This is a genomic window from Paenibacillus sp. FSL P4-0127 (assembly GCF_038007325.1).
Lineage (GTDB): Bacteria > Bacillota > Bacilli > Paenibacillales > Paenibacillaceae > Fontibacillus > Fontibacillus macerans.
Genome location: NZ_JBBOWY010000001.1, coordinates 3,279,332 through 3,305,838 on the forward strand (window position 1 = coordinate 3,279,332; position 26,507 = coordinate 3,305,838).

Sequence of the window (26,507 nt, forward strand, 5' to 3'; positions counted from 1 at the left end):
TCATTTGGACGGATAATTCGATTACAAAAAAATGCTGCGGCTCGGAAGCAACTTGCTTCGGAGCCGCAGGCATGACAGGAGGGTAAGCGGTAATGCGTTCATTTGAACAGGCGGCGGGCCGGCTGATTGTCGCCCTCGATTTTCCCGATGCGGAGCGGGCGAGAAAGCTGCTGAAGACGTTGGAAGGCATTCCTTGCTACATGAAGGTAGGGCTGCAGCTTTTTTATGCGGCCGGTCCGGATTTTATCCGGGAATTGAAGCAAGCGGGCTATTTGGTGTTTCTGGATGTAAAAATGCACGATATCCCGAACACCGTTAAAGGCGGTGCAAACAGCGTCACCAAGCTCGGTGTGGATATGTTTAACGTTCATGCCGCTGGCGGCGTAAATATGATGAAAGCGGCCAAGGAAGGAGCGCTTGCCGCTTTGGAAAGCGGCATAACTCTGTCCATGCCGCAAATCATTGCGGTGACGCAGCTGACGAGCACAAACCGGAATATGCTCAACCGTGAAATCGGCATTCCCGGAAGTGTGGAAGCGTCCGTGGTGAATTATGCGGCGCTGGCCCGGGAAGCCGGCCTGGACGGCGTCGTCGCTTCGCCGCTGGAAGTGCCGGCGGTGAAAGAGCGGTGCGGACAAGCGTTTCTGACCGTAACGCCGGGCATCCGGCCGGCCGGCAGCCAGGCGGACGATCAATCCCGCACCCTAACGCCGGGCGAAGCGATGTCCCAAGGGACGGATTACATCGTCGTCGGGCGTCCGATCAGCGCGGCAGCCAGTCCCCGCGAAGCGGCGGAGAAAATTATCGAGGAGATGATGTAATCATGGCAAACTCAACTGACACAGCGGCCCAAATCGCCGAAAATTTGCTGGAAATCGGAGCGGTGGCGCTTCGGCCGCACCAGCCGTTTACGTGGACCTCGGGCATCAAATCGCCGATATACTGCGACAACCGCTTGACGATGTCTTATCCGGCGATCCGCGACCTGATCGCGGAGTCGTTTGCGGCTTTGATCCGCGAAGCTTATCCCGAAGCCGAGGTCATTGCCGGAACGGCGACGGCGGGCATTCCCCACGCCGCGTTTGCGGCGCAGAAGCTGGGCCTGCCGATGGCCTATATCCGCGACAAAGCCAAGGGCCACGGCAAAGAAAATCAAATCGAAGGTTTGATCAAACCCGGTCAAAAGGTCGTCGTCATCGAAGATTTGATTTCTACCGGGGGCAGTTCGCTTAAGGCAGCCTTGGCCGTCCGGGAGGCGGGGGCCGAACCGCTCGCCGTGCTGGCGATTTTCAGCTACCAGCTGGACAAAGCGGTCAGCGCGTTTGCCGAGGCGGGCATCCCGCTTCAGACGTTATCCAACTATTCGGCGCTGATCGACGTTGCCGTGAAGCGCGGCGACATCAAAGCCGAAGACTTGGAGCTGCTGCAGTCGTGGCGTAAGGATCCGGCTTCCTTCGGGGCTTAGAAGGATGCAAAAAGCGAAACTTTTGCATTTTGGCAAAAGTTTCGCTTTTTTAAAGGCTCAAACCAGATACTCGTATTAAAGCCTATTATTGAAGGGAATAGGCCGAACGGCTTATTCGAACCTATACCCTTCGTACTTCTCCGTATTTTTCAAGCTCGTCCAAACTTCCGGAGATTCGCCGCCGATATGCCAGTAGGCGAAGCCGGCGATCCCCGTACTTAAGCCCATCCGGAATTTTTCCGCCAGCGAGCGGGAATCTTCCAGCCAGATTCGGTGCAGCAGACCGGATTTCCGGTATTCGGCCGTATACTGGCCGGCCGTTGCATTCCATTGGATTTTTGCCCCGTATTGCTTAATCCGGCTGTTTTGCTCAGGAATGCTCAAATCCTCCGACGATACGGTTGCCCCGTTGCCATTGACGGTCCAATCCCGGGTATAGAGCGGCATCCCCAAAATTATTTGGTCTGCCGGCACTTTGGCCAGCAGTTCGCCGACCCGTTTTTGCACCCAATTCAAAGAAGCGACCGAACCGGCCGTATAGCCGCTCCAATGTTCGTCATAAGCCATCAGCACAATGTAATCCGCGCTTTTGGCGAGCTTTGCGTAATCGTAAGCGTCCGACCAATCGTTGCCCAAATCGGGCGGCAAATCCACGGACAAAACGGCGGAGACGCTGTCCAGCTCCTTGGCCAGTTTGGCGACGAACTCGGTAAAAAGCGCCTTATCGGCCGCCTGCACGTTTTCAAAGTCAAGATTGATGCCTTGCAGCCCGTATTTGCTTACATACGATTTCAAGTCCTGGATCGCGGCAGAAGACAAGGAAGATGAGGAGAGCAGCTTATGCGTCGTTTCCTGATCAAAACGGTTGCCCACCATGGCCCAAACCTGTTTTCCGCTTTTTTTGGCCCATGTCACAAGGGCAGGGTCCGTGGAATCGGATATTTTTCCGGTGTTCTCCAAAAAGTACCATCTCGGCGCAAGCACGTTGACGCTGGACTGTTGTACGGACCTCCGGTAGTCTTCGGTTGATTGGCCGAATTGCCAGCCGATTTGTATCGCCTGCTCTCCGGTTGCGGCTATCGCTTTTGGAAACATGTCGCCCTGCAGCAATCGATCAAGAATGACGGCGGTTTCCTGGCGGGTCATCGCCCGGTTCGGATAAAACTTCCCGTCGCTGCCTTCCATCAGACCAAGTAGAGAAACGGAGCTTATGTAAGGGCGGGCCCAAAGTGCGATGCTAGCGCCATCCTTATAGCCGGAAACCGGCGCCGCCCCCGTCTTTTGCTTCAGCGCTCTGACGAGCCAGGCCGCGGCTTCCTGCCGGGTAATTGGTTGGTTTGGCTTGAAGATGCCGCCCCCCAGCCCTTCCGTAAGCCCGAGTTCGGTCGCGGCCTGAATCGTTCCGTAGTACCATGCAGAAGCAGCAACGTCGGTATAAGCCGGGAGGGCCGAGGACACGGGTTCCAGATGCAGGATGCGGGTCAGCGTGGTCATAAATTCGGCGCGGGTAATCGCCCGTGCAGGAGAAAATTCGGTTGGGGATGTACCTTTCATGGTATTATTTTCATATAATCGCACGATCGCCTCTTTGGCGTAGCTGCCGTTTATATCGTCATAGGGCAGTTTCTCGGCGGACACCGGCAGCTGATCGACGCCGGGAGCGGTCAACATCAGGGATGCCAACAGGAGCATGGATAATACTTTTTTCATGAAGTAGGACTCCTTGCCTAAATTAGTAGAAATCCCCTTTATTTTAACAGACTAATAGAATATGATCAGTGTAAAAAATATGGAAATCAAAGCCTCTAAAAAATATCAAATCGTAAAAAAAGTTGTAACTTTTTGGCATAATATTTCGTTTATAATGCTAGACGTAAAGCATTCTTAGACAAAGATATTTCGCGAGTCAGAGGGGGAGCAGCAAATTGAAAAAACGGGAGAACGATACAAGATGAAGCTTTGGCTTCGCAAGAGAGGAAAAATAGGAGTTAAGCCGGAAGCGGAGACGCCTATTCCGGAGGTTAACTGGGACTTGCCGGAGCTTCCCGAGGGGACGTCCGAACCGGAGAAGCTTGAGGCTGCGGCCGTTTCAGGGATAAACGATGCACCTACGCAAGAAATGGAGAAGGGGCCGCTGCTGATGGTTAAAGACGTCCGCAGGTCTTTTCCGGTCGGCGGTGGAGAAATTCAGGTATTGAAAGGGATCAACATGGAGGTCCATCCCGGCCAGCTTGTCATGCTCAAAGGGAGGTCCGGCTCGGGGAAAACGACGCTGCTCAACATGTTGGGCGGGCTTGATCAGCCGACGTCGGGGGAGATTTTTTTCCGCGATCAGCCTCTACACCGGTTAAGTGACGACAAACGTACGGTGCTGCGGCGAGATCAAATCGGCTTTATCTTTCAGGCTTATGCGCTGCTGCCGCTGCTTTCCGCGTGGGAGAACGTGGAGCTGTCTTTGCGCATGGCCGGGGTGCCGACGCAGGAATGGAAACCGCGCGTTACACACTGCCTGGAACTGGTCGGACTCGGCAAACGGATGTTTCACCGGCCGTTCGAAATGTCGGGCGGGGAGCAGCAGCGGGTGGCCATCGCCAAAGCGATCGCCCATAGGCCCAAGTTGCTGCTGGCGGACGAGCCGACGGCGAATTTGGATTCGCAAATGGGCGCGCAAGTCATGACCGTTTTCAAAAACATCATACATACGGAACGAGTGACGATTTGCATGACGACACACGATCCTACAATCTTGGAGGTAGCCGACCATGTTTACGAAATGGTGGATGGAAGATTTATCAACTAAAGGAAGAAAGCTTTCGCGGACGCTGGGCTTGCTGGCGATTTGCGCATCGCTCGTTGCCGCATCCGGCTGCGCCTTGCTTCCGAACGAAGACGAGGAAGAGGATATTCCCGTCATTACGCCGCCGACCATTTCGAAAAAACCGGAGTACGAAGTGAGGAAGGGACCGATCGTGATTGACGTGAGCGCGGTCGGGAAAATCATGAGCCAGCGAGAAGAGCCGCTGTTCTTTACGAAGGGCGATCTGCATATCAAAAATGTGCTGGTCAAAGCCGGGGATAAGGTGAAGCAGGGAGATCCGCTGATCGAGCTGGACGTGGAGGAACTGCAGAAGGACCTGCGCAAGAAGAAACTGGAATTCCGCAAGCAGGAAATACAAATGAAGGAACTTCTCCGCACGAAAGACGAGAAGGATCCGGTTGAATTCGAGGAGGCTTCGATTGTTTTTGAAGAAGCGCGGCAGGACCTTGCGGATTTGGAGAAGACGATCGCGGACGGGACGCTCCGAGCGCCGTTTTCCGGCACGATCGTGTCCGTCTCGGCCGAAAAAGGCAAGACCATTGAAGCTTACAAAACATTGGCGGTGATTTCGGATACTTCATCACTGGTCGTGGCCGCTTCTTTTGCCAAGGAGGATCTGGAAAAAATCGCGGTCGGTATGGACGCCAAAGTCGATATTAACGCTGCCGGTGTATACAACGGCAAGGTCAAGGTGATGCCGGTCAACGCCAATTCTTCGGATAGCGATAACAACAATGGCAACCAGCCGGAAAAAGACTCGATCGACAAATACGTGATCGTACAGCTGGACAAATGGCCTAAAGGCATCGAGCGGGGCAGACCGCTCAGCGTTTCCATCGTCACCGAGCGCAAGGAAAACGCCGTGCTTATTCCGATTTCCGCCCTGCGCACGATTGGTTCGCGTACCTATGTGCAGGTCGTCGAAAAGGACGGCAGCAAACGCGAAGCCGACGTTGAAGTTGGCCTGCAGACTTCGACCGATATTGAAATCGTTAAAGGTCTTACGCCGGGGCAGAAAGTAGTGGGTCGTTAATGGGTGTACCTTTATTGCGCTTACTGTTCCGCAAAATGTGGAACACGAAATGGCTGACGTTCAGTACGCTGCTTGGTCTTATCGTTGCTGTTTCGTTTACCGTCAGCATACCGATGTATTCGGACGGTTCGCTGAAGCGGGTCGTTTCGAGTACGTTAAAAAGCGAAAGCGAAGGACTTCCCGCAGGTTCCCTGATCATGGGCTACCAGGCGCCGGGGGGAACGAAGACGGACATCGGCGGCTTAAAGGCCGTGGATGAATATATTGTCAACGAGGTGCCGAAGGAAATCGGTTTTCCTCATGAAACCTATGTCAATACACGTTCGATCCGGAGCACGGAGGTATACCCGGTCGACCCGACCAAGGTCGATGCGAGCCGGACGCGAACGATGACGCTCTCCTCGATGAGCGGACTCCAGGATCATATCGAGCTGTCCGGAGGCAAAATGTTTTCAGAAAAGGCCAGCGGAGATACGATCGAGGCGCTGATGCTGGAGGAGGCGATGTACCGCCAGGACCTGCACGTCGGCGACGTGATGGAGTATCCTGTAAGCGGCGGTTCGGGCATTACGCTTAAAGTAAAAATCGTCGGCGCGTTTCAGCCCAAAAACGAGAGCGATCCGTATTGGTACCAGGGTTTTGAGGGGATGATGAACAGCTTCTACCTCCCTGACAAAGTGTTTAATGAAGATCTGCTTCAGCGCATGTCGATACCGCTTCACAATTCGAGCTGGTATTATGCCTTTGATCTTCGGGAGATTAAAACGAGCCAGCTATCGCCGCTGGCAGGTACGCTGGATCGTTTGAACATCGAACTGTACCAGAAGCTAAAGGATGCAAAAGTCGATGTCTCTTTTGGAAGCCTGCTGAACGATTTCCGCAAGCAGAGCCTGCAGATGCAGACGCTGCTGTTTACGCTGGCGGCGCCGATGATCGCCATGGTGTTCTACTATATCGTGATGAATGCCCGCCAAGCTCTCGACAAGCAGCAAAGCGACATCGCCGTTCTGCGCAGCCGGGGAGCGTCGACTAACCAAATCGTTTTCATTTATTTGCTGGAGAGCTTGATTCTAGGTGTCGTGGCGCTGATCCTGGGACCGCTGCTCGGCTGGTTCATGTCCAAATCGATAGGAGCGGCCGACGGGTTTTTGACGTTCGTCAACCGCAAATCGATTCCGGTCGGCTTTAATTTTGATGCGCTTGTGTTGGGGGCTTTGGCGGTTGTCATCGCGATTCTGGCGACCCTGCTGCCAGCGGTATCCTATGCCCGCGCCTCGATCGTCAAAGCGAAGCAAAAGCAGGCGCGCTCCGACCGGGCGCCCTTCTGGCAGCGTTGGTTCCTGGACATCGTGCTGATGGGGATTTCCGCCTACGGCTACTATATGTTCCAGGAACGCCAAATGCTGACGTTCCAAACCGGGTTGACCACGGATGAGCTGCAGGTTCAGCCGTTCCTGTTTTTCGTCCCGGCGCTGGCCATCTTTTCGATCGGTTTGTTCTTCTTGCGCGTGTTTCCGTGGCTGCTCAAGCTGATCGGCTGGCTCGGCAAAAAATGGCTGCCCGTGCCTTATTATTTAAGTTTGACCCAACTGTCGCGGTCATCATTGTCCTATTATCCGCTGATGATTTTGCTGGTATTGACGCTCGGGCTCGGCGTTTACAATGCATCCGCCGCCCGGACGATCGATTTGAACTCGACGGAGCGGACGCTCTACAAATACGGGGCGGATGTAATCATGAAGACGGTATGGGATGGAACGCCGGAAATTAAGCGTCCATCGCAGGGATCGGGCCAAGGCGGCCAAGGGCAGGGCGGCGGTTCCGGCCAACCGGGGAATCCGGGAGCGCCGGGCGGAGGCGGCCCGGGCGGCGGACAAAACCAGAGACCGACCAAGGTGATCTATGCGTCGGAGCCGCCGTTTGAAATTTTCCGCCAGCTGGATGGCGTGGAAAATGCGGCGCGTGTCCTGCAAACGAAAGGCAATATTATCATTTCCGGCCGCTCGGCCGGGCAGGGCAACGTGATGGGGATCGACAATGTCGATTTTGCCAAGGTTGCCTGGTTCCGGGACGATTTGTTCCCGACGCATCCGTACAATTATTTGAATTTTCTGGGCATGAACGAAAGCGCGGCTTTGGTTCCGTCCAATCTGGCCGAGAAATACAAGCTGAAGCTGGGGGATGTATTCACGGTTTCGCTTAATGATCAGCCGGTGGAATTCGCCGTGTACGGCATCATTCCGTATTGGCCCAGCCAATATCCGGACCAGACACCATTTGTTATCGCCAACCTCGATTATATCTATGATCAGGTTCCGCTTATTCCTTACGAGGTTTGGCTGAAGATGAAGCCGGGCGCCAAGGTGGCGCCGCTCATTCCAAAGCTGGCCGAAAAGAACATCGAATTGTATGAGGTGAGCGATGTGCGCAGCGAATTGGCGGCGCAGAGCAAGCACCCGACCCGCGGCGGGGTGTTCGGCATTTTGAGCCTTGGTTTCCTCGTTTCGGTCATCGTGTCGCTGATCGGATACGTGCTTTACTGGTTCTTTAATTTATCCGGGCGGGTCGTTCAGTTCGGGATTTTGCGGGCGATGGGCTTGTCGCGCAAGCAGCTGACCTTTATGCTGCTGACCGAGCAAATATTGACGGCGGGCTTATCGATCGTGCTCGGCATCGTCATCGGCAAAATCGCCGGCAGGCTGTACCTGCCGTTCCTGCAAACCGCCGATAACGTGACCACGCAGGTTCCGCCGTTTCGGATCGTGTTCGACTCGCAGGATACGCTGCAGCTCTACGTGGTCGTGTTGGTGATGCTGCTGCTCGGAGCCGGCCTGCTGCTGTGGCAAATCCGGCGGCTGCGCGTGCATCAAGCCGTGAAAATGGGAGAGGAGCGGTAGCCGATGATACACTGCGAAGGATTGGTCAAAATTTTCAAGTCCGAGGACATCGAAGTCGTAGCGCTTCAGGGTCTTAATCTAACCGTGGAGCAAGGCGAAATGATGGCCATAATCGGGAACAGCGGCAGCGGCAAATCAACCCTGCTGAACATTCTGGGCGGCCTTGACCGGCCTTCGGCCGGTCAGGTGTCCGTCGGCGGCTGGGATCTGCTGAAGATTCGCGACGATCAACTGGTGGAATATAAGCGCAGCACGGTAGGTTTCGTATGGCAAAACAACGCGCGCAACCTATTGCCTTATTTAACGGCGCTGGAGAACGTCGAGATGCCGATGCTGCTGACCGGCAAGCTGGACAGCAATTATGCCAAGGAACTGCTGGAGCGGGTTGGACTCAAGCACCGGATGCACAACAAGCTCCACCAGCTATCCGGCGGGGAGCAGCAGCGGGTGGCGATCGCCATCTCGCTTTCGAACCGTCCGAAACTGCTGCTTGCCGACGAACCGACCGGATCGGTCGATACGGCGACATCCGATCAAATCATGCAGATTTTTCGCCAGGTCAACCGGGATATCGGCATCACGGTCGTCATCGTTACGCATGATTTGACGCTGGCGGGCAAAGTGGACCGCGTCGTGGCGATCCGCGACGGTTTAACGAGCACCGAGTTTGTGAAGCGGAATCCTAACCTTGATCTGGCCGCAGCGGAGGGCTTGGGCGGAGGACTGCAGGAGGTGCACGAAGCGTTTGTGGTGGTCGACCGCGTCGGTCGTCTTCAGGTGCCGAAAGAATATCTGGAAGCCGTCGGTATCGGCGGACGGGCCAGCATGGAGTTTGACGGAGAAAAAATCATTATTACGGCGCCAAAAGCCTTAGAGGGGGATGGGGTAAAATGAGCATGAGGAGAGGGAGTTTTCGTAAAATTACGACGGCGCTGCTGACCGCAACGCTTGCGCTGGGATTGCTTGCGGGCTGCAGCGGAGGCAAAGCCGTCGACAAAGAGCAGGAGAAGGTACTGCGGATCGGTGTGCTGTACGGGGGGTACGATGATTCGTATTTCCGCCAGCAATATACCGATGTCTATGAATTTACGCATCAGAAAGTCCGGATCGAGATCGTTCCGGCCGTCGATCAAAGCCAATACCGCTATTCCGACGGCACGGAAGAGTATCAACCGCCGGATTACCTGGACAGCATAAAAAAGATTATGACCGGCGGCAATCCGGTCGACATCGTTGTTACGGATACGAGCGTGCTGAACCAATTGATCCAGGAGAACATGGTCAAGCAACTGGACCCGATGATTCAGGAAGATAAATTCGACACTGCGGATTACGTGCCTGCGGTGATTGAAGGCATCAAGGATTTAGGGGACGGGAAACTGTACGCTTTAACTCCATCCTTCACTTCATCGGCGCTTTTTTATAACAAAAAGATATTTGCCGACGCCGGCGTCGAACCTCCGACGGACAAGATGACGTGGGATGACGTTTTTAATTTGGCTCGCCGCGTTGCCAAAGGGGAAGGAAAAGACCGGGTCTACGGATTTGCTTTCAGCCGCTACCAAGGCAGCGATCCGTTTTTCGATATGCAGAGCAACTACCTAAACGCCCTGCAGCTCAAAACGTATGACGATAAAGCGGAAATGATGACGGTTAATTCGCCCCAATGGATCAAAGTCTGGGAAACGATGTCGAAACTGGTCAAGGATAAAATCATTCCGGACTCATCGGCGGGCATGTCGGATGGAGCCATGGACCAATGGACGCCGATCAGCGGCGATTTGTTCCTGTCCGGCAAAGTCGCGATGACGATCGGGGATAACTATTATATCAGCGAGATTGCCGATGCGAACAACAATGCCGGCAAAATCAAAAACTTCAAAGCGGTCGATTGGGATATCGTCACGGTGCCGGTGCATTCCGAAAAACCGGATGTCGGGGGAAATATTTGGCTAGGCAGCACGTTTGCCATCAACAGTGCGGCGCCGAATCCGGAGACCGCCTGGGATTTTATCAAATTCATCAACAGTCCGGATTGGGCGAAACTAAAATCCCGCAGCAATTCTTACGAGATGGTGGCGCGCAAGTCGTTTATTGAGCCGAAACAAGGATTGGATTACAATATTCAGGCGTTTTATTTGCTCAAGCCTACGCCGCCGACGGACCCGAAAGACGACAAAATGTCCGCCGAAAAACCGGGCCTGTACAGCGTAACCAACATCGGGCGCAATTACTATCAGGAAGTGCTGGAGAACAAAAAAACGCCGGAGGAAGCGCTCAAGGAATGGGAAGAAAAGGGCAACAAGATGTTGCTGGAAATCAAAAACAACCCGAAAACCCAATTCCAGGAAGACGGGACTCCGTTCGTCCCGAACGAAAGCGGAACTTCCGGAGTCAAATATTAAGCAGGCGTGTAAACAAAATTTACTAAACCCAAAAGCAGCTGCCGGGAACGATCCCGGCGGCTTTTTTTGGCCGCTCCTGGGCAATCTAAAGGCAGGGAGAAGTTTTATGAAATAACGAAAGGATGAACTGACAAGCCATGCGTTGGGTATACTTCAATAAGTTGTACAGAACGAAGTTTCAAGCCGGTTGCCTGGCCCGCAGGCTCGAGCAGGACGGCTGGATTTACGGCTTCGACGACATGCGCGAAATTGAAATTTTCCGCTCTCGGAAAGGAAAATACGGCGTCCGTTTTATCCCCTGATTACACCTGTCACAAAAGTGGCCCTAGCGCGCGTTATAGTGAATAGGAGCGGATTTTTGCCAGACAAAGCTGATGATAAGGGAGAGGAATTTGCAATTGAATAGCAGTTTTTGGGGAAAAAGGTTATGGGCTGTTATAGCCATGTTAAGTCTGATCGCATCTCTTTCCGTGGGCTGCACTTCGGCCAGGCCCGCCTACGATGAAGAGAGGGTGTTGCGAATCGGGATGGTGTACGGAAGCGGGAATGAAGCAAATTTCCGGCAAGCATATGTGGATGCCTTTGAGGTGACCCATCCCAGCCTTACCATAGAACTTGTTCCGGCCATTTATGGAGGTTCCTATGGAAGAAATGCGAAGCAGGAAGAAGACCAAGATATTATGAAAAATCTGAAAAAAATCATGACCGGCGACAACCCGGTCGATGTGGTCATCGTAAGCGACGAGGTTCTGACGAGATTGGTGCGGGAAAACCTGGTTAAACCGCTGGATCCGCTCATTCAAAAGGATAAATTCGATACCTCCGGCATCGTTCCCGCTGTGTTGGAAGGAGCCAAGGCTATTGGAGACCAGCACATTTACGGATTAAGTCCGACGTTTACGGCTTCGGCGCTGTTTTATAATAAGAAAATTTTTCAGGAAGCCGGGGTGGAACCGCCGACCGACAATATGACTTGGGATGAGGTGTTTAACCTTGCCCGCCGCGCGGCTAGAGGTGAGGGGCAGGATCGGATTTACGGCTTATCCTTTACGCAATGGCGCGACGGCCTAGGGCCGTTTAATTATATGGTTTCGGATTACGTCGCCCCGCTTCAACTCAAGCTCGTTGATGAGCAGACAGGGAAGATGGCCGTTAATTCGCCGCAATGGGAAAAGGTCTTGACCACCATCAGTGGGCTGGTGGCCGATAAGGTGTTATTTGGAGGTTACAAAGGTCAGTATATTGAACAGACGCCTACATATGATACAGACCTCTTTATCTCGGGCGATACGGCCATGCTGGTGGCCGATTACAGTTATGTGGGCCAATTGAACGACGCGATTGAATATGCCAAGAAGAATAACGGTTCTTCTATAGACTGGGACGTAGCGGCCTTTCCAATGCATCCGGAGGCGCCGGAAACCGGCGGCATCAAGTTAAACAATCTTACGGCGATTAACAACGCCGCTCCAAATGTAGAGGACGCCTGGGAATTTGTCAAATTTCTAAACGGCGATGATTACGCCAAGATCAGATCGCATAGCGGCTCCGAACTCGTCGCCCGGAAGAAATATATCCGTCCCCAAGGCGGACTGGACTATCATATTGAGGCCTTTTCCGCTCGGAAGCCGGTTCCCCCGTCCGTTTCGGATGAGCCCCTGCTGTCTAGCCTCGAGCTTTCGAAGCTGTTTTGGGAAGTGGAGATGTCGGGCGAGACTTTTTTCGAGAAAGTCGCGGACAGCCAAACGACGCCAAAAGAAGCGCTGGCGGAATGGGAACAGGCGGGAAATGAAATACTGGCCAAATTTAAGAAAGAGCCCCAGGGCGGAGATTGAATGTGGAAATAAGGGGATGATGGGCGGTTTTTTCCTCCCATCCCCCCTTGACATTCGCATGACTTATATTGTATATTAATTAAGTCGCTATTTTAATGACGCGGGGTGGAGCAGCCCGGTAGCTCGTCGGGCTCATAACCCGAAGGCCGCAGGTTCAAATCCTGCCCCCGCAATTGATGTGGTTCGGGCCCTTAGCTCAGTTGGTTAGAGCGGTCGGCTCATAACCGATTGGTCACAGGTTCGAGTCCTGTAGGGCCCATAAATGTGAAACCCCTTGCCAGGCAAGGGGTTTTTGCTTTTTTTAGCCTTATTTTTTCAGAACGTTCAGGGCGGATCTTAATTTTTTGGCGAAAACGATAGGATTTTCGATGGTTTCAAGGTGAAGATAGATCAATCTTGGCTTTTCAAACAACCAGTGGTTGTGTATGGCGGTGACTTTAAAATTGCGTTTACGGGCCGCATTGACGAATCGTTGGACTTCGGACTGCAAAAGGGTGATTTCCCCCGTGTTCAAAGTCGTTCCATTTTTAAGCGATTGAATGGTGATTTCATGTTCGGTTTCGTAGTTTCTTCCGAGGATTTTGGCATGAAGGTTTCTTTGGACCATAATGGAGCAGCTTTTACCGTCGGACATCCCGGTTCCGCCCAGGATTTTCGCGAGACGATCGCACAATGCTTTGGAAATTTTCAAATGATACCATCCCCTTTCGTGATACCTTAAAAATATGAATCTTCGCGAAGGGGAGAAACAGGTAGCCATCCAATTTTGAAAAGGCGAGAAAAGAGCACAGGTCTAAAACTCGGCAATTGACTTGAATGGGCGCTCTAATGCTAGTATATATCCTATAAAACTAATCTATCGTAAATGGGTGGGAGAGATGAAATCATTGGAGATTCAATTGGACGATTTAAACGGTCCGGAAATTAGGGCGTTGATCGGGGAGCACCTGGTGAACATGGCGGAAACCTCGCCTCCGGAAAGCATTCACGCTCTTGATCTGGAGGGCCTGAAAAAGCCGGAAATTACGTTCTGGAGCGCATGGGAGCAAGGGATATTAGCGGGCTGTGGCGCGTTGAAGGAGCTTGACCGGGAGCATGGCGAAATAAAATCGATGCGGACGGCCTCATCCCATCGGCGCAAAGGCGTGGCCAGGGCCTTGCTGGCCCATATCGTGGAAGAGGCCAGACGGAGAGGGTACCGGCGGTTAAGCCTGGAGACGGGCTCGATGGACGCTTTTAAGCCGGCCAGAAACTTGTATGAAAGCTTCGGGTTTGAATACTGCAGTCCGTTTGCGGATTACAAAGAGGATCCGAACAGCGTTTTTATGACCAAAGAACTGTAATGTACCATTGATACGAGACTAACAACATCGCTTCGGCCGTCTGTAGGCTAGGCGGTGTTTTTTTGCGTTTTTATGAAAAAAAGAAAAATAAAGGGAGCCGCCAAAGCGACTCCCCCTGAATCATTTGCTTTGCTGTTCTAAGATCAAACGATGATATTCGTTCAACAGCTCGTCCAGTCGTTGACTTACCAAAACGAGCTCCCGGTCGGCCAGACGTTTGCACGCAGCAAGCTTGTTTAATTCCAACCGGAGTTCTTCAATTTTTAGAATCAGCTCCAAAGCGAACAACTCCTAGTATTTAAATATCTATGTAATACGTCCGCTGTGCACTGGCGACCGTCATGCGGAATCCCACTTTATATCTGTTCCGCACCAGGCTAAAGTGGTAGTAATACATTCTATGTCTGAATTTGTAAATCCTCCCTTGAAGAAGAGAAACATTTGCAAAAAAATGTCGAAAGCCAATAAAATATTAGTTAAAAAATATATTGCAGGGTGGGCTGGAGTTGACGAAACGAGATTATCTTTCAAACGGAATAATCCGGGTAACGTGCGAAATTTCGTTCAGCTTGACCCAGACGGCCCCTTCGATGGTGCGGAGTTGAACCCTGTCGGGAGCCGATCCCCATTTCGGCAAACCGGTCATTATTTGTCCGCTTTCTAGTTTTACGACGACCTGGTGACCCAGCGTGACGGCGATTTTCAGTTCATGCATACATACACCTTCCTCTTGTGATGATGGCTGGAAATCTATCAAATTTAACTTGCCATAAATCTTCTTATAATTGTTTTATCGGCCGAAAGGCGCAACATGTTGAATTTATTCCGAAATCTGTTTATAATTTGACATGCGGGTTTTTCAGGATGACGTGAGCTGACACGTCGACATATTCGCCGGGGTGGCGGAATAGGCAGACGCACAGGACTTAAAATCCTGGGGGTGGTGACACCCGTACGGGTTCGATTCCCGTCCTCGGCATGGTTGCATAAAGAAACGCAGGACTTTCGCAGGCAGTGCGGATACCGTGCGTTTTTTTGTTGGCTTGGCGCGTAAAAAGCAGTTCATTTTTCGTGGAGGAGGGGCTGTTTTTTCATATGAGAAGGCCGTTCTTATTCGTATGATCGTCGAATTTTGTCGTATTGGGTAAAACACTCATTTTTTTAATAGGTCAAAGGGCTTATTTTTGCTGAAAAACGTTACGAAATATCTACCAAATGTCGATATAAATACATAGGCCTGGAAAATGGTTCCTTTATCCGCAGAACAAGACTAAAAGGAGAGAAATGCATGGTTGTTAAAAGGAAGATGACGAAGTGGTTCCTCGTTTTGGCGCTGCTCCTTGCCGTGGTGTTTCCGACCGGAGTTTTTGCAGCCACCGGCGATGTCAGCGCAATCTCCATTGACGGGGAGAATACGACGATCGAGCTCAAAGTTGGAAGTTCCAAGCAGCTGAAGGTATGGGCTTCGATCGAGGGCTCGACGACCAAAAAAGATGTAACCGGAGTGGTCACCTGGACATCTTCGGAAAATATCCTGAGCTTGAACAATGGGATGGTAACTCCGTTCAAGAGCGGGACATCGATCATTCAAGCCAGCTATCAGGGCTCCGTTTCGATGATTACGATTAAAGCGGTAGATACATATTCGAAATTATCGCTGGAATATAAACAGGGTGGGAAATACAGCCTGGACAGCGACGGGGACGATCTCAAGGTTAAAGCGCTGGCGCTTAACGGCAACAGTGCCGTCGATCCGAAGGATGTGACCGAAGATGCGGATTGGAGTTCCTCCAATTCGAGCGTGCTAACCATCGAGAAAGGCGTTATTAAGATCGTTGGCGAAGGGAAAGCGACGATCAAGGCGCAGTATTCCGGCATGACCGCTTCCTTCGAAGCGACGGTAAGTTCCCCTTATGCCGGCCTGAAGCTGTATCGGGCTGCGGGTGGAACCGAAATCGGGGAAAACGAAGATCTGGAATTGATTCTTGCCGACAGCAAAATCGAGTTGTTGGCGAAAACGGTGCCGGCCAGCGATAAGTCTGCTACTGATGTATCGAAGAAAGCGACCTGGACCTCCTCGGACACGAGCGTGGCCACCGTTGACGATGGCACCGTCGAGATCATTTCTATGGGCAAAACGACAATTACGGCAAGCTACATGGGAAAAACGGTCAGCGTAGACATTTATGTGCGGGCGCCGTATGAAGCGATCTTGCTCACCCCTTCGTCCGATCCGCTGCTGTTTGTCGGCGAAACGCTGCAGATAAGCGCTGGAGTAAGGGTAGCGGCCAACGAAACGACGGACGTCGGCAGTTCAGCTGAGTGGAGATCATCCAATAAATTGATCGCCACCGTGGACGACAATGGTCGGGTTACGGCCAAGTCGGCCGGTACGGCCACGATTAAAGCAAAATATCAAGGCATCAGCAAAAGCTTGACGGTAACGGTTCATCCGACCATCACCAAGTTGGAAGCCGAGAAGACCGAAATGGAGCTGCTGCGGGGAGAATCCGCGAGCTTGCCAGACGTGAAGGCGACGAAGGTCGATGGTGACAAAGTGAATTTCAACAATAAAATCGTCTGGTCTTCCGACAATGAAGAAGTCGTAACCATTGAAGACGGTAAGATCGTCGCCAAAGACAGCAATGATTTGAAGCTGTCCACAACGGCTACGATTACGGGCAAACTCGAGGATATCGGATCGGGCTTAACTCCGAACGCGGCATTCCCAATCCGGGGAACGCAGGATAGCGTAGTCGCCGTCAAGGTTACAGTGAAGGAAAAAGTGCTCACGCTGATTTCGGAAGAAGAGAAGATGAGCATTGTGATGGGCGAGGAATCAAGCCTGCCGAAGATAACGGCCGTTTTTGAGAACGGGGAAGAAGTGGTCGATCCGTCCGAAATCGACTGGAGCGTGACGGGGACAAACGCGGTGCTCAAAACGGCGGGCAGCGGAAAGAAAATCAAAGGCTTGACGAAAGGAACGGCTACGTTAAAAGGAACTTATTCCAACAAAACGATCAGTATTCCGGTAACGATCGAGAAGAAGATTTCCAAAATCGTGGTTGAGCCGCAATCGATCGAATTGAACTTGAAAAAATCGAAATCGATTAAAGTAACGGGCTATTATACGGACGGCAAGAAGATCAACCTGACGAGCAAAATGGACTGGAAATCTTCGGACGAAAAAGTGGCCACGATCCCCAGCAGTTCGGTAAAAGCGGCCGCTGTCGGTACGGCAACGTTGACCGCCTCTTACCAAGGTAATGATGTCAGCGTTAAAGTTAACGTCGTACCGAAGCTGAAGAAGCTTTACGTGGACGAGAAGCGGCTGGCATTGTCCCCGGGAGCGGTGAAATCGGTTGTTGTCACCGCGGAATACGATACGGGTGAAACGGTTGTAGTCACCTCAAGCGCAACCTGGACCAGCTCCAAGCCTTCCGTCGCCAAAGTGACGGCCGGGAAGATCGAAGCCGTGGCCAAAGGCAGCTCTTCGATCAAAGCAAAGTATGGCGGCAAAACGGCAACGGTTTCCGTATCCGTTAAAGTCGAGAAAGCCAAGAAATAATTTGGATTAGTGCAATAGCGAGAGACCGCCTTGCATGGCTGATGCAGGGCGGTCTCTTTTTTATTAAAATTATTCATTTTTAGATTGATTTCGGGTTGCGCAATAACGTATAATTGGAACAAATGTTCTGATGAACTTTACATACTGCTTCTAGGCTGAAGAGAAAAGGACGACATCGATGATCAGACTTAAAAGATTATTAACGCAACGTAAGAAAAGCTTCTTTGGCGGCGAAATGGTCAGGGCATTTAGCGCTTTGATATGCCTCGGCGTGATTTGCGCTTTGCTTTCCGGCTGTGCGTTAAACGGATTTGAGCTGGCCGGAACGGCGGGACAGCCGAACAAGAAGGCGCTTCATTCTACCGCTGACGGTGATTCCGGCCATTCGCTGCGGGTTATTTTTCTGGATGTGGGGCAAGGGGCTTCGCAGCTGCTGATTAGCCCGTCCGGCGAAACGATGTTGATCGATGCCGGAAATAACAGCGAGGAGCAGCACATGCTCGATTATTTGCGGGAATACGGCGTCACCCGGCTGGATATCGTCATCGGCACCCATCCGGACGCGGATCATATCGGCGGTTTGGACCGCGTTATCGAGAATGTTGACGTCGGCCAGATCTATATGCCGAAAATTTCCTCCAACACGAAAACCTTTGAATCTTTGCTGCGGGCGATCCGCGGGAAAGGGCTTAAAGTGAAAACCGCCAAGGCCGGGCTTTCGCTGGATTGGGATGAACAAGTCAGCGTAGACATGATCGCACCCGTTGCGACGACGGATGACAAAAACAATATGAGCGCGGTTGTAAAGGTGACCTACGGCGATACTTCTTTTTTGCTGACGGGAGATGCGGAGCGGGAAAGCGAGGAAGCGATGATCGAGTCGGGGGCCGACCTTCGCGCCGATGTTTTGCTGGTGGGGCACCATGGCTCCAAATCGTCCACCTCGCCGCGTTTTCTCGATCAGGTTCGGCCGGAATACGCGGTGATTCAGGTGGGAGACAATTCATACGGGCACCCGACCAAAACGGTGCTTGACCGGCTGGCCAAACAGCGGATTCAAGTGTACCGCAACGATCTTCAGGGGACCGTGGAGATCGATTCCGACGGGCGGGAGCTACAAATCCTCACGGAAAGGTGAGCAAGCATGCTGCATGTTGTGGACCGTTTTGAAGGAGAATTTTGTATTATTGAAAGTGACGGAGTGACCCGGGACGTTCCGCGCAAGCTTGTCGATCCCGGCGTCAAACCGGGGGATGTCGTGGAATGGAGCGGCGGGAAATGGGTGGCGAACCGGGAGCAAACCGCCTCCCGCAGCAAAGAAATCAAGTCGCTGATGGATGAGCTGTGGGAAGATTAAATGAAACGAAAAAGCGAGGAGGAATGATGATGTTAACGAGACCGCAAGCGGGGGAATACGCGGAGCATTTTGCCGTATATATCGGTAAGGTGCCGGAAGGCGATCTGCTGGAGCTGCTTCAGACGCAGCCCGCGCTCGCTAAGGAAGAATGGGGTTCCTTAACCGAAGAACAGGGGAATTACCGTTACGCGGAAGGCAAATGGAGCCTGAAGGAAGTGCTGGGCCATATCAGCGATACGGAACGGGTGATGAGCTACCGGCTGCTTAGGATATCGCGCGGTGATACGACGCCGCTTCCGGGATTTGACGAGGAACTGTTCGTTAGCCATTCGACTTTTGGCCGGCAGACCGTTTCCGCGTTGCTGCATGATTTTTCCGTCGTACGCGAATCCACGCTGTCGCTAATCCGCCAACTGGATGACGAAGCTTGGCTGCGCCAAGGCAACGCCAGCGGGGTAACGATATCGGCGAGGGCGCTGGCGTACGTGATTGCCGGCCATGCCCAACATCATCTAAACATGATCCGGGAACGTTATTTGCAAAAGTAACGGTTTCAGCGAAAATCAAAAAGGGACGGAGCCTTCCTATCTGGAATAAGCACTGTCCCTTTTGTGTATGTGCGGATTATTCGTGTGACATGATGAGTTGCAGTTCTCCGCCTAAACGGTACGGACCAAATCCGGCCGGAAGGATAAAATGCTCTCCTTTCGCCAAGCGATAGGTTTGATCGCCTGCCGTGAGCGAGCCGCTGCCTTCAAGCACGCTGAAGATCGTATATTTCTCGTTCCCTGAGAGGGAAGCGTCGCCGGCCACCTCCCATTTTTGCACCGTGAAAAACGCGTTGGAAACGAAGGAGGTTACCGTAAGTCCTTCCTGTTTAGTGGTGTCGTATGTGGTCGGCTGATAAGCTTGGGGCACGGTCGTCACGTCGACGGCTTTTTCCAGGTGAAGTTCCCGGGTGTTGCCGTTTTTGTCCTTGCGATCGTAATCGTATACGCGATAAGTCGTGTCCGAGCTTTGCTGCGTCTCCAGCACGACGATGCCTTTGCCCAGGGCGTGGATCGTACCGCTTGGCACGTAAAAGAAGTCGCCCGCTTTGACCGGCACCTTCGTCAGCAGCCTGTCCCAATCGCCGCTGTCGATCATCTCCGCAAGCTGTTCCTTCGTTTTGGCTTCATGGCCGTAAATAATCGCCGCGCCCGGCTCGGCGTCGACAATGTACCAGCACTCCGTTTTGCCGAGCTCGCCGTTTTCGTGTTTGCCGGCATATTCGTCATCCGGATGAACCTGCACCGACAGGTCGTCGGAGGCGTCGAGAATCTTCGTCAGCAGCGGGAACACGGCGGATTCCGAGCGGAACAGCTCGGGATGGGCCGACCATAAATCCCCCAGCTTCATTCCCTGATAAGGACCGTTTTTGACCGTGCTTTGTCCGTTCGGATGCGCCGAAACCGCCCAGCATTCACCGGTGAGATCGTTCGGAATCTCATAGCCGAACAATTCCCGGAGCTTCGTTCCGCCCCAAATGCGTTCTTGAAAAATCGGCTGCAAAAAGATCGGTTCACTCATCTTATCTTTCTCCTTTTGTGTAATTCACTTATTAGGCTTGACAAACTTGACAAAATTATATTTTGTAAAGTAATATGCGAGTCAAGTGTATCATGTTTCGAAAGGAATGAAAAGAATGGGCCGCAAAAAGAAAGTGTCGATGCAGGATATCGCCGACAAGCTGGGAATCTCGAAAAATGCGGTATCGCTCGCCCTAATGAACAAAAAGGGCGTCAGTGAGGATATGCGGAGCCGGGTGCTGCAGGCGGCCAGGGAGATGGCATACGGCCCATTTGCAGCGAAGGAAGCGGGAAACGCCAACATTTTGGTCGTTGTTCCGGAGCGGATCATGAGTTATCAGGATAACGACCATTTTCAATTTTTTCACGATATGATTTGGGGCCTGGAGAAAAGCGCGCGCAAAAAAGGCCTTAATGCCATCATAACCCCCATAGACGGGGAGATGGAATCGCGGCGGGCGCTGCCGGGGCAATTTGCGGACATTCCGCACTGCGGCGTCATTTTGTTCGGGATCATCGGCCGGGAATACGCCCGGTTGATTTGGGAGATGGACATTCCTCTGGTGCTGATGGATTCGTATTACCGCGATTTACCGTGTCCCGCCGTGACGTCGGCGAATGTGGAAGGGGCGTACGCGGCGGTTTCCCATTTGATCGCCTCCGGCCATCGGGAGATCGGGCTGATCGCGCCGATGAACCTCTCTTCCAGCCATGAGGAACGGGGATACGGTTATTGGAAGGCGATGCAGGATCACGGTTTGACCGTTCGCCCCGAGCATACGTTAACCGGATCTGCGGGTTATGACTCCACGGACCGGGAGATCTCCGCGTTTTTGGACGATATGGCATCATGGCCGTCGGCTTTTTTTTGCGGCAACGACCGGATTGCCTATCTTCTTGCCGGGGAACTTCAGAAGCGGCGGATCAAGCTGCCGGATCAGGTGTCCATCGCCGGCTTTGACGACTTGAATTACGCCGGCCCGGTTAGTTTAAGGATGACGACGATGCGGGTGGAGAAGGAAAAAATGTGCGATGCGGCGGTTTCGCTGCTGCTCTCGGAGTTCGGAACAAGCAGGGAGGCGGTTCGCTGGCAGGTGAAGCCGGCGCTGGTCGTCCGCGATTCGGTTAAAGCAAGAAGGGGTGTCCCGTAAGCCAAAGGCTCTTAGGACACCCCTTCCGATTTGCCGCAGAGATTTCAATACCCCGCGCGGTTCTTATTTGCCGACAGCAGCTTCGTAACGTTTCTCAACGGCAGACCAGTTGATGACGTTAAAGAAAGCGGCGATGTAGTCAGGACGTTTGTTTTGATATTTCAGGTAGTAAGCATGCTCCCATACGTCAAGGCCGAGGATCGGCGTTTTGCCTTCCATCAGCGGGGAGTCTTGGTTCGGCAGGCTGTAAACGGACAATTTGCCGCTGCCGTCTACCGCGAGGAATGCCCAGCCGCTGCCGAAACGCGTCGTAGCCGCTTTGGTGAAATCCTCTTTGAATTTGTCGAACCCGCCAAGCTCGTTGTTGATCGCTTCAGCCAGTTTGCCGGACGGTTGGCCGCCGCCGTTCGGGCCGATCGTTTCCCAGAATAAAGAGTGGTTGGCATGACCGCCGCCGTTGTTGCGAACTGCGGTGCGGATGCTTTCGGGAACGCTGTCCAAAGCGGAAATCAGCTCTTCCACGGATTTGGATTGCAGTTCCGGAGCGGACTCCAGAGCGGCGTTCAGGTTCGTAACGTACGTATTATGGTGACGATCGTGGTGAATCATCATCGTTGTTTCATCGATATGAGGTTCCAGTGCGTTGTTGGGGTAAGGCAAAGCAGGTAATTGATGTGCCATGCTAAATCCTTCCTTTCTCCTTATAATATGTAGTTTCATTCCGACAAACCTTATTATAAATCTCTATTTCGACTTAGTCAACATAAATGTATGTTAAGTATGTTAAATCTATTGCTGACATTGACAAACCCAGCCGCTTTGATCATAATGAATGATCGGGCAATATTTGCAAAGTTTGGGGTGATCCTGTATGGGACTTGGCATCGTCATCGTCGAAGTTTGCGACAGCAACCTAATGAGCGCGCTCGATCTGGAAAATCTGGAGCAGGAGTATCCCGAGATTGCCGTTATGCGGGCGGAATGTCTCAGCTTGTGCGGATTATGCCGGCTCAGACCTTATGCCCTGGTCAACGGAAAAAGGGTGATCGGCAAAACGACGGAAGAGTGCGTCCAATCGGTCAAGCAGGCGATCGAAGATGAATTAAAAGCTTATGATATATAGAAAAGGCAGCCGGACGGCTGCCTTTTTCTTCACGCGCGGGTTTACCCGCCCTGAAAAAGATTGGGGGATTTTGAATATGATTGAACAACAGTTTAATCAGGTTTACGCCATCATGACAGCCTCATTCCCCGAGAGTGAACGGAGGACTTATGCCGGGCAGAAGGAGCTGCTGAGCAATCCGTAAGGTTATTCCCCGGATGTACCCTTCTTCCGCTCACGAATGACATAAACGCATTTTTTGCCGTTTTGGGCCAGGCATTCCGTACGCTTGACTTCGGCGTCCAGCAGCGATTCAAACAGATTCAGTTCGCAATCGCAGGCATGGTTGTACCGGGAAGCGATTTGCGTAATCGGGCAATTATGCTCCATCAGCACGAATTCGCCGCTTTCGTTGCGTTCGAGCTCCGTCATGTAGCCGTTGTCGTTTTGAATTTCCGACAGCTTTTGCACCTTTTCCGGAAGCGTTTTACCGTCCATCTCGGCCAGGTACTTCCGGTTTAATTTGTCCCGGCGGCGCTCGAACAGCCGGTCTACCATGCGCCCGCCGCTTTCCTCCTCAAGTTCTTCCAGCAAGTCGAGCGTGAGCGTATGATATTTTTTCGGGAAAAGCCCCTCGGCCATTTCGGTCAAGCCGTAAACCGCCGTCGGGCGGCCCAGCGTTTGCCGGATCATTTTGGATTCGATCAATCCGTCCCGCTCCATCGTCCCGAGATGGCGGCGTACCGCCATTTCGGTTATTTTCAGCTCGCTTGTGATTTCTTTGGCGCTGAGCGGTCCGGACGTTTTCATCATGTGGAGAATCCGTTCGCGGGTGGTAAGCTCCTTGATCTGGTTCACAAAGACACTCCCTTTCGGGTAAATGGTCAGCCGTGTTTCACGGTCACGGACGATTCCTTGCAGGCGTCGGAACAGAAGCCGTGGTGCTCCGCCTCGCATTCCTCGCAGCAAATGTGCTGCAGGTTGCAGACCGGGCAATTGATGTAACGGTCGTGCGAGGTTCCGCAATGATAGCAATGGCCGATGACGACTTCCTCCTCGGTCCGGTTGATCGGTACGGAGATCCGCTCGTCGAACACGTAACATTTGCCGTCGAACAGGCGGCCTTGCACCTGAGGATCTTTTCCGTAGGTGACGATGCCGCCTTCGAGCTGGGCCACGTCGCTGAAGCCCTCGCTCAGCAGGAAGCCGGTCAGCTTCTCGCAGCGGATGCCTCCCGTGCAGTACGTCAGTACCTTTTTGTCCTTATAGCCGCTCAGGTTGTTCCGAATCCATTCCGGAAATTCGCGGAAAGATTCGACCTCCGGGCGGATCGCTCCGCGGAAATGGCCGATGTCGTATTCATAGTCGTTGCGTCCGTCGAGGACGATGACATCCTCGTTTTGCAGCTGCTCGTAAAATTCGGCGGGCGAGAGCCGTTTGCCGCTTATCCGGTTCGGATCCAGTTCCTTCCCGTAACGGAACGTGACCAGTTCTTTTTTGTGGCGGACGAACATTTTTTTGAACGTATGGCCGTCCGCTTCATCGATTTTGAACACGATATCCGAAAATAACGGATTGGCCCGCAAATCCCGCATGTAGCGTTCGGTTTGTTCTATCGTCCCGGACAAGGTACCGTTAATGCCTTCCGAGGCGATCAGGATACGCCCTTTAACTCCGAGATCCTTGCAATACTGCAAATGCTCGGCGGTAAATTGCTCGGGATTATCGATACGCACGAATTTATAAAACAATAAAACACGGTAAACGTGTTGTTCCATAAGTAATCACCTATCTATGTTGGATTCTACTGCATTGTAGTTGAATTTTATAAGCTTAGTCAATATTAAAGTATAGTAAGTATATTAATACAGGTCCAGTGGATATTGTATCCTTGTCCGTTAATTCGTGTATTCTGGCCTTGCCTGTTGTTCTCGAAATCGCATCGCTGCGGCGTAAACAAGCAAAAAAGGAGGTTCTCCCCGAAGAGAACCTCCTTTTTTGGTAATCTTTTGCCGTATGTCCTTGCGTTAACCTATTTGCGCTTTTCTTTTTGCCGGCCGTCTTCCCCGGCTGATGCTTCCGTCCCTTCGTTCATAATCGCGCCGACGAGGTCCTCGAGTTTCTCGGTTGCGGCGGCGGGGTGGCGGTTCGGCACCGGTATCGGATCGACGCCGGGGCCTTGTCCCGTTTTAGTATCCATGGTCGAACTCCTTTCCTTGAGGGATTCTTTTGAACCCTCAGTGGTTGGCCTTAATGTGGTGATCGGGGGTCACTTTATGGCTAAGCAGTTCGGAAACCGTCACAAAAGAATAGCCCCGGCTTTTAAGCTCGGGCAAAATGATTTTGAGCGCTTGGGCCGTTTGCTTGCTGTTGTGAACATAATCATGCATCAGAATGATATCTCCATTGCGGGCATTGTTAACGACTTTGCGTACGATTTTGTAAACGCCTGGCGAGGTCCAGTCCAACGTATCTTGGTGCCATGACCAGAGAATCATTTGCAGCCCGTTATTTTTCGTAGCTTCTACGATTTTTTCATTATAATGCCCTCCCGGAGGACGAAACAGCACAGGTCTTTGTCCGGTTGCTTCAAAAACCGCCTGCTGGGTCTGGCTTAGTTCGGACATAATGGAGCTTGTCGTTATGTTGTGAAAGGATGGGTGATGAAAAGAATGGTTCCCGATTTCATGTCCTTTCGCCAGCTCCAATTGCACGATTTCAGGAAAACGTTTCACCCTTTCCCCTACCACGAAAAAGGTTGCCTTTGCCTGATTTTGATCCAAAATATCCAAAATTTCCAGAGTTTGCCGATCGTCCGGTCCGTCGTCAAAAGTAAAGGCGATAAATTTTTCGTGTGTCGGAACCTCCCAAACGATATCCCCGCGCTCTTCATAATAGCTTCTTCCTTTGACTAGAGCATGGGGGGAAGCCTCTGTATAGGGGCATAAAAGAGAGGTCGTTAAGGCTAAAGCCAAGACAGCGCCCAGTTTGTTTTTTAGCATCAGCACTTTGTTCCTCCATTGTTGTCACTTGTTATGCACGGCGAGTTACACTGTTGCATCGGTGCGTTATTCGCTTAGTTTGGCTAAAAACAGCCGTTTTATCCTTTAAATGCTCCATTTCGCAATTTGCCCCGGCACTTGGCGGAATTATGCGCAACAAGGAGGATCAGACGTCTGGTTAAACCCGGCATGAGGCCGCCTTCCGGGCAACAGTTGTCCATTTTATGGAGGGGAAATTTTGGGGACTTGCTCGATTACGGATATCTGCAAAAAAAATCCGAATGCATGGGGGCACCGGATTTATATTCTACTTGATTCTTTTCAGTTCGGCTTCTTGCTGGATGGAGCGGGCGGAAAGCAACTCGATGATTTTGTGCTGATTCTCGAGAATGGTTTCCACATTTTTCAGACGATCATTGGTTTCAAGTACAGCGCGTTTGATAAGTTCTTGATCTTGTTTCATAATTTTTTGCTCTTGTCTTATGAGTTCTTGCTCTTGTTTCATTTGTTGCTGTTCGGATGTTAATTCGACAAGCTGCCTATTAATCGGCTCTAATTCCTCTTTGATAACGGACCGCAACAGTTCAGAAAATTGATTATCCAATCGATTCCGCTCCTTCAAACTAACTTTATGATGATATTTTATCAAAAGCTATTTATTTATGCCATCGAGATTTTGTGAATGTTTAGGGAAAGAAAATATAGGGCGTGGAAGACAATATAATTGCTCGAAAGTAGCGGGAACATTTGTAAAATTATAGAAAGGGCTTTTTTCACCATTGCTAAAAACGTTTTTGGCCCCCATTCAACCCCCAGGAGCAATTTTAATACAACTTTCATCCGTAACCAAAAACAAAAGAAGCCTTGTATATCAAGGCTTCCCGGAGATGATCTGCAGTGGGCTCGAACCACTGACCCCCACCCTGTCAAGATGAAAAGGTAGTTTAAAACATAAAGTAAATA

General features: G+C 51.9%; 27 protein-coding genes and 3 tRNA genes. 19 read left to right on the forward strand and 11 right to left on the reverse strand.

The genetic code is table 11. From position 1 onward, the window contains the following. The first annotated feature begins 92 nt into the window (after positions 1 to 92). Together pyrF and pyrE are read left to right on the forward strand one after the other, a co-directional pair. A complete protein-coding gene (gene pyrF, locus NYE74_RS14650; protein WP_340928221.1) occupies positions 93 to 821 on the forward strand; it encodes an orotidine-5'-phosphate decarboxylase in 729 nt (242 codons plus the stop codon). Between the two features lie 2 nt (positions 822 to 823). Continuing rightward, the gene (gene pyrE, locus NYE74_RS14655; RefSeq protein WP_340928219.1) at positions 824 to 1,465 is read left to right on the forward strand and encodes an orotate phosphoribosyltransferase; all 642 of its coding nucleotides are present in this window, start codon (positions 824 to 826) and stop codon (positions 1,463 to 1,465) included. Between the two features lie 111 nt (positions 1,466 to 1,576). Here pyrE and NYE74_RS14660 read toward each other — a convergent pair whose 3' ends face one another. Further along, positions 1,577 to 3,175: an S-layer homology domain-containing protein gene (locus NYE74_RS14660; RefSeq protein ID WP_340928217.1), complete on the reverse strand. Its 1,599-nt coding sequence runs from the start codon at positions 3,173 to 3,175 to the stop codon at positions 1,577 to 1,579. 241 nt (positions 3,176 to 3,416) lie between these two features. On the opposite strand from NYE74_RS14660, the gene NYE74_RS14665 reads away from it, so the two are divergent. The 9 genes from NYE74_RS14665 to NYE74_RS14705 all read left to right on the forward strand — a co-directional run bounded on the left by NYE74_RS14665 (position 3,417) and on the right by NYE74_RS14705 (position 12,712). Then, positions 3,417 to 4,265 (forward strand): ABC transporter ATP-binding protein, encoded by an 849-nt coding sequence (locus tag NYE74_RS14665; RefSeq protein ID WP_340928213.1) that lies wholly within the window; start codon positions 3,417 to 3,419, stop codon positions 4,263 to 4,265. Continuing rightward, the gene (locus NYE74_RS14670; RefSeq protein ID WP_340928212.1) at positions 4,228 to 5,316 is read left to right on the forward strand and encodes an efflux RND transporter periplasmic adaptor subunit; all 1,089 of its coding nucleotides are present in this window, start codon (positions 4,228 to 4,230) and stop codon (positions 5,314 to 5,316) included. The genes NYE74_RS14665 and NYE74_RS14670 overlap by 38 nt, the downstream gene beginning before the upstream one ends. Continuing rightward, entirely contained in the window at positions 5,316 to 8,213 is a 2,898-nt protein-coding gene (locus NYE74_RS14675) for an ABC transporter permease (protein ID WP_340928210.1), read from the forward strand. Before NYE74_RS14670 ends, NYE74_RS14675 begins: the two co-directional genes overlap by 1 nt. Positions 8,214 to 8,216: 3 nt before the next feature. After that, the gene (locus tag NYE74_RS14680; protein WP_340928208.1) at positions 8,217 to 9,107 is read left to right on the forward strand and encodes an ABC transporter ATP-binding protein; all 891 of its coding nucleotides are present in this window, start codon (positions 8,217 to 8,219) and stop codon (positions 9,105 to 9,107) included. Further along, on the forward strand, positions 9,104 to 10,618 hold the full coding sequence (locus NYE74_RS14685; protein WP_340928206.1) for an ABC transporter substrate-binding protein: 1,515 nt from the start codon (positions 9,104 to 9,106) through the stop codon (positions 10,616 to 10,618). The genes NYE74_RS14680 and NYE74_RS14685 overlap by 4 nt, the downstream gene beginning before the upstream one ends. Positions 10,619 to 10,755: 137 nt before the next feature. Further along, complete coding sequence (locus tag NYE74_RS14690) at positions 10,756 to 10,920, forward strand: hypothetical protein (RefSeq protein ID WP_170180026.1); 165 nt, start codon at positions 10,756 to 10,758, stop codon at positions 10,918 to 10,920. Between the two features lie 96 nt (positions 10,921 to 11,016). Beyond that, positions 11,017 to 12,453 (forward strand): ABC transporter substrate-binding protein, encoded by a 1,437-nt coding sequence (locus NYE74_RS14695; protein ID WP_340928204.1) that lies wholly within the window; start codon positions 11,017 to 11,019, stop codon positions 12,451 to 12,453. A 99-nt stretch (positions 12,454 to 12,552) separates the two neighbouring features. Beyond that, positions 12,553 to 12,626, forward strand: a tRNA-Met gene (locus NYE74_RS14700). A gap of 12 nt (positions 12,627 to 12,638) precedes the next feature. Further along, a tRNA-Ile gene (locus tag NYE74_RS14705) sits at positions 12,639 to 12,712 on the forward strand. A 48-nt stretch (positions 12,713 to 12,760) separates the two neighbouring features. Here NYE74_RS14705 and NYE74_RS14710 read toward each other — a convergent pair. Next, on the reverse strand, positions 12,761 to 13,144 hold the full coding sequence (locus tag NYE74_RS14710) for a DUF1259 domain-containing protein (protein ID WP_328270185.1): 384 nt from the start codon (positions 13,142 to 13,144) through the stop codon (positions 12,761 to 12,763). Positions 13,145 to 13,340: 196 nt separating this feature from the next. Here NYE74_RS14710 and NYE74_RS14715 point away from each other — a divergent pair, with 196 nt between their 5' ends. Continuing rightward, positions 13,341 to 13,796: a GNAT family N-acetyltransferase gene (locus NYE74_RS14715; protein WP_270618716.1), complete on the forward strand. Its 456-nt coding sequence runs from the start codon at positions 13,341 to 13,343 to the stop codon at positions 13,794 to 13,796. A gap of 120 nt (positions 13,797 to 13,916) precedes the next feature. Here NYE74_RS14715 and NYE74_RS14720 read toward each other — a convergent pair whose 3' ends face one another. Beyond that, on the reverse strand, positions 13,917 to 14,075 hold the full coding sequence (locus NYE74_RS14720; RefSeq protein ID WP_036621459.1) for an aspartyl-phosphate phosphatase Spo0E family protein: 159 nt from the start codon (positions 14,073 to 14,075) through the stop codon (positions 13,917 to 13,919). Between the two features lie 241 nt (positions 14,076 to 14,316). Further along, positions 14,317 to 14,511 (reverse strand): hypothetical protein, encoded by a 195-nt coding sequence (locus tag NYE74_RS14725; RefSeq protein ID WP_036621460.1) that lies wholly within the window; start codon positions 14,509 to 14,511, stop codon positions 14,317 to 14,319. Positions 14,512 to 14,689: 178 nt separating this feature from the next. Here NYE74_RS14725 and NYE74_RS14730 point away from each other — a divergent pair. The 5 genes from NYE74_RS14730 (at position 14,690) to NYE74_RS14750 (ending at position 19,269) form a co-directional block, all read left to right on the forward strand. After that, a tRNA-Leu gene (locus tag NYE74_RS14730) sits at positions 14,690 to 14,775 on the forward strand. Positions 14,776 to 15,084: 309 nt separating this feature from the next. Next, the gene (locus NYE74_RS14735; protein ID WP_340928203.1) at positions 15,085 to 17,364 is read left to right on the forward strand and encodes an Ig-like domain-containing protein; all 2,280 of its coding nucleotides are present in this window, start codon (positions 15,085 to 15,087) and stop codon (positions 17,362 to 17,364) included. A 178-nt stretch (positions 17,365 to 17,542) separates the two neighbouring features. Further along, a complete protein-coding gene (locus tag NYE74_RS14740) occupies positions 17,543 to 18,502 on the forward strand; it encodes a ComEC/Rec2 family competence protein (RefSeq protein WP_340928202.1) in 960 nt (319 codons plus the stop codon). A gap of 6 nt (positions 18,503 to 18,508) precedes the next feature. Beyond that, complete coding sequence (locus NYE74_RS14745) at positions 18,509 to 18,721, forward strand: DUF3006 domain-containing protein (RefSeq protein ID WP_036621462.1); 213 nt, start codon at positions 18,509 to 18,511, stop codon at positions 18,719 to 18,721. A gap of 29 nt (positions 18,722 to 18,750) precedes the next feature. Beyond that, positions 18,751 to 19,269 carry a DinB family protein gene (locus NYE74_RS14750; protein WP_340928201.1) on the forward strand — a complete coding sequence of 173 codons (519 nt, stop codon included), beginning with the start codon at positions 18,751 to 18,753 and terminating at the stop codon, positions 19,267 to 19,269. Positions 19,270 to 19,345: 76 nt separating this feature from the next. Here the strand turns inward: NYE74_RS14750 and manA are convergent, their stop codons facing one another. Next, positions 19,346 to 20,290, reverse strand: a complete 945-nt coding sequence (manA, locus tag NYE74_RS14755) for a mannose-6-phosphate isomerase, class I (RefSeq protein WP_340928199.1) — start codon at positions 20,288 to 20,290, stop codon at positions 19,346 to 19,348. A gap of 115 nt (positions 20,291 to 20,405) precedes the next feature. Between manA and NYE74_RS14760 the strand changes: the two genes are divergently transcribed. Further along, a complete protein-coding gene (locus NYE74_RS14760; RefSeq protein WP_316561262.1) occupies positions 20,406 to 21,440 on the forward strand; it encodes a substrate-binding domain-containing protein in 1,035 nt (344 codons plus the stop codon). A gap of 63 nt (positions 21,441 to 21,503) precedes the next feature. Here NYE74_RS14760 and NYE74_RS14765 read toward each other — a convergent pair whose 3' ends face one another. Next, positions 21,504 to 22,121, reverse strand: a complete 618-nt coding sequence (locus NYE74_RS14765; protein WP_036621469.1) for a superoxide dismutase — start codon at positions 22,119 to 22,121, stop codon at positions 21,504 to 21,506. A gap of 190 nt (positions 22,122 to 22,311) precedes the next feature. Here NYE74_RS14765 and NYE74_RS14770 point away from each other — a divergent pair, with 190 nt between their 5' ends. After that, positions 22,312 to 22,563, forward strand: a complete 252-nt coding sequence (locus tag NYE74_RS14770; RefSeq protein WP_036621471.1) for a DUF1450 domain-containing protein — start codon at positions 22,312 to 22,314, stop codon at positions 22,561 to 22,563. 186 nt (positions 22,564 to 22,749) lie between these two features. On the opposite strand, the gene NYE74_RS14775 is transcribed toward NYE74_RS14770, so the two are convergent. From NYE74_RS14775 to NYE74_RS14795, 5 genes are all read right to left on the reverse strand, one after another. Next, complete coding sequence (locus NYE74_RS14775) at positions 22,750 to 23,400, reverse strand: helix-turn-helix transcriptional regulator (RefSeq protein WP_316561263.1); 651 nt, start codon at positions 23,398 to 23,400, stop codon at positions 22,750 to 22,752. Positions 23,401 to 23,426: 26 nt separating this feature from the next. After that, a complete protein-coding gene (gene trhO, locus NYE74_RS14780) occupies positions 23,427 to 24,320 on the reverse strand; it encodes an oxygen-dependent tRNA uridine(34) hydroxylase TrhO (RefSeq protein WP_316561264.1) in 894 nt (297 codons plus the stop codon). A 254-nt stretch (positions 24,321 to 24,574) separates the two neighbouring features. After that, positions 24,575 to 24,742, reverse strand: a complete 168-nt coding sequence (locus NYE74_RS14785) for a hypothetical protein (protein ID WP_316561265.1) — start codon at positions 24,740 to 24,742, stop codon at positions 24,575 to 24,577. Positions 24,743 to 24,779: 37 nt separating this feature from the next. Then, entirely contained in the window at positions 24,780 to 25,544 is a 765-nt protein-coding gene (locus NYE74_RS14790; protein WP_316561267.1) for a polysaccharide deacetylase family protein, read from the reverse strand. Between the two features lie 307 nt (positions 25,545 to 25,851). After that, positions 25,852 to 26,148, reverse strand: a complete 297-nt coding sequence (locus NYE74_RS14795; RefSeq protein ID WP_036621479.1) for a hypothetical protein — start codon at positions 26,146 to 26,148, stop codon at positions 25,852 to 25,854. Positions 26,149 to 26,507 lie beyond the last annotated feature (359 nt).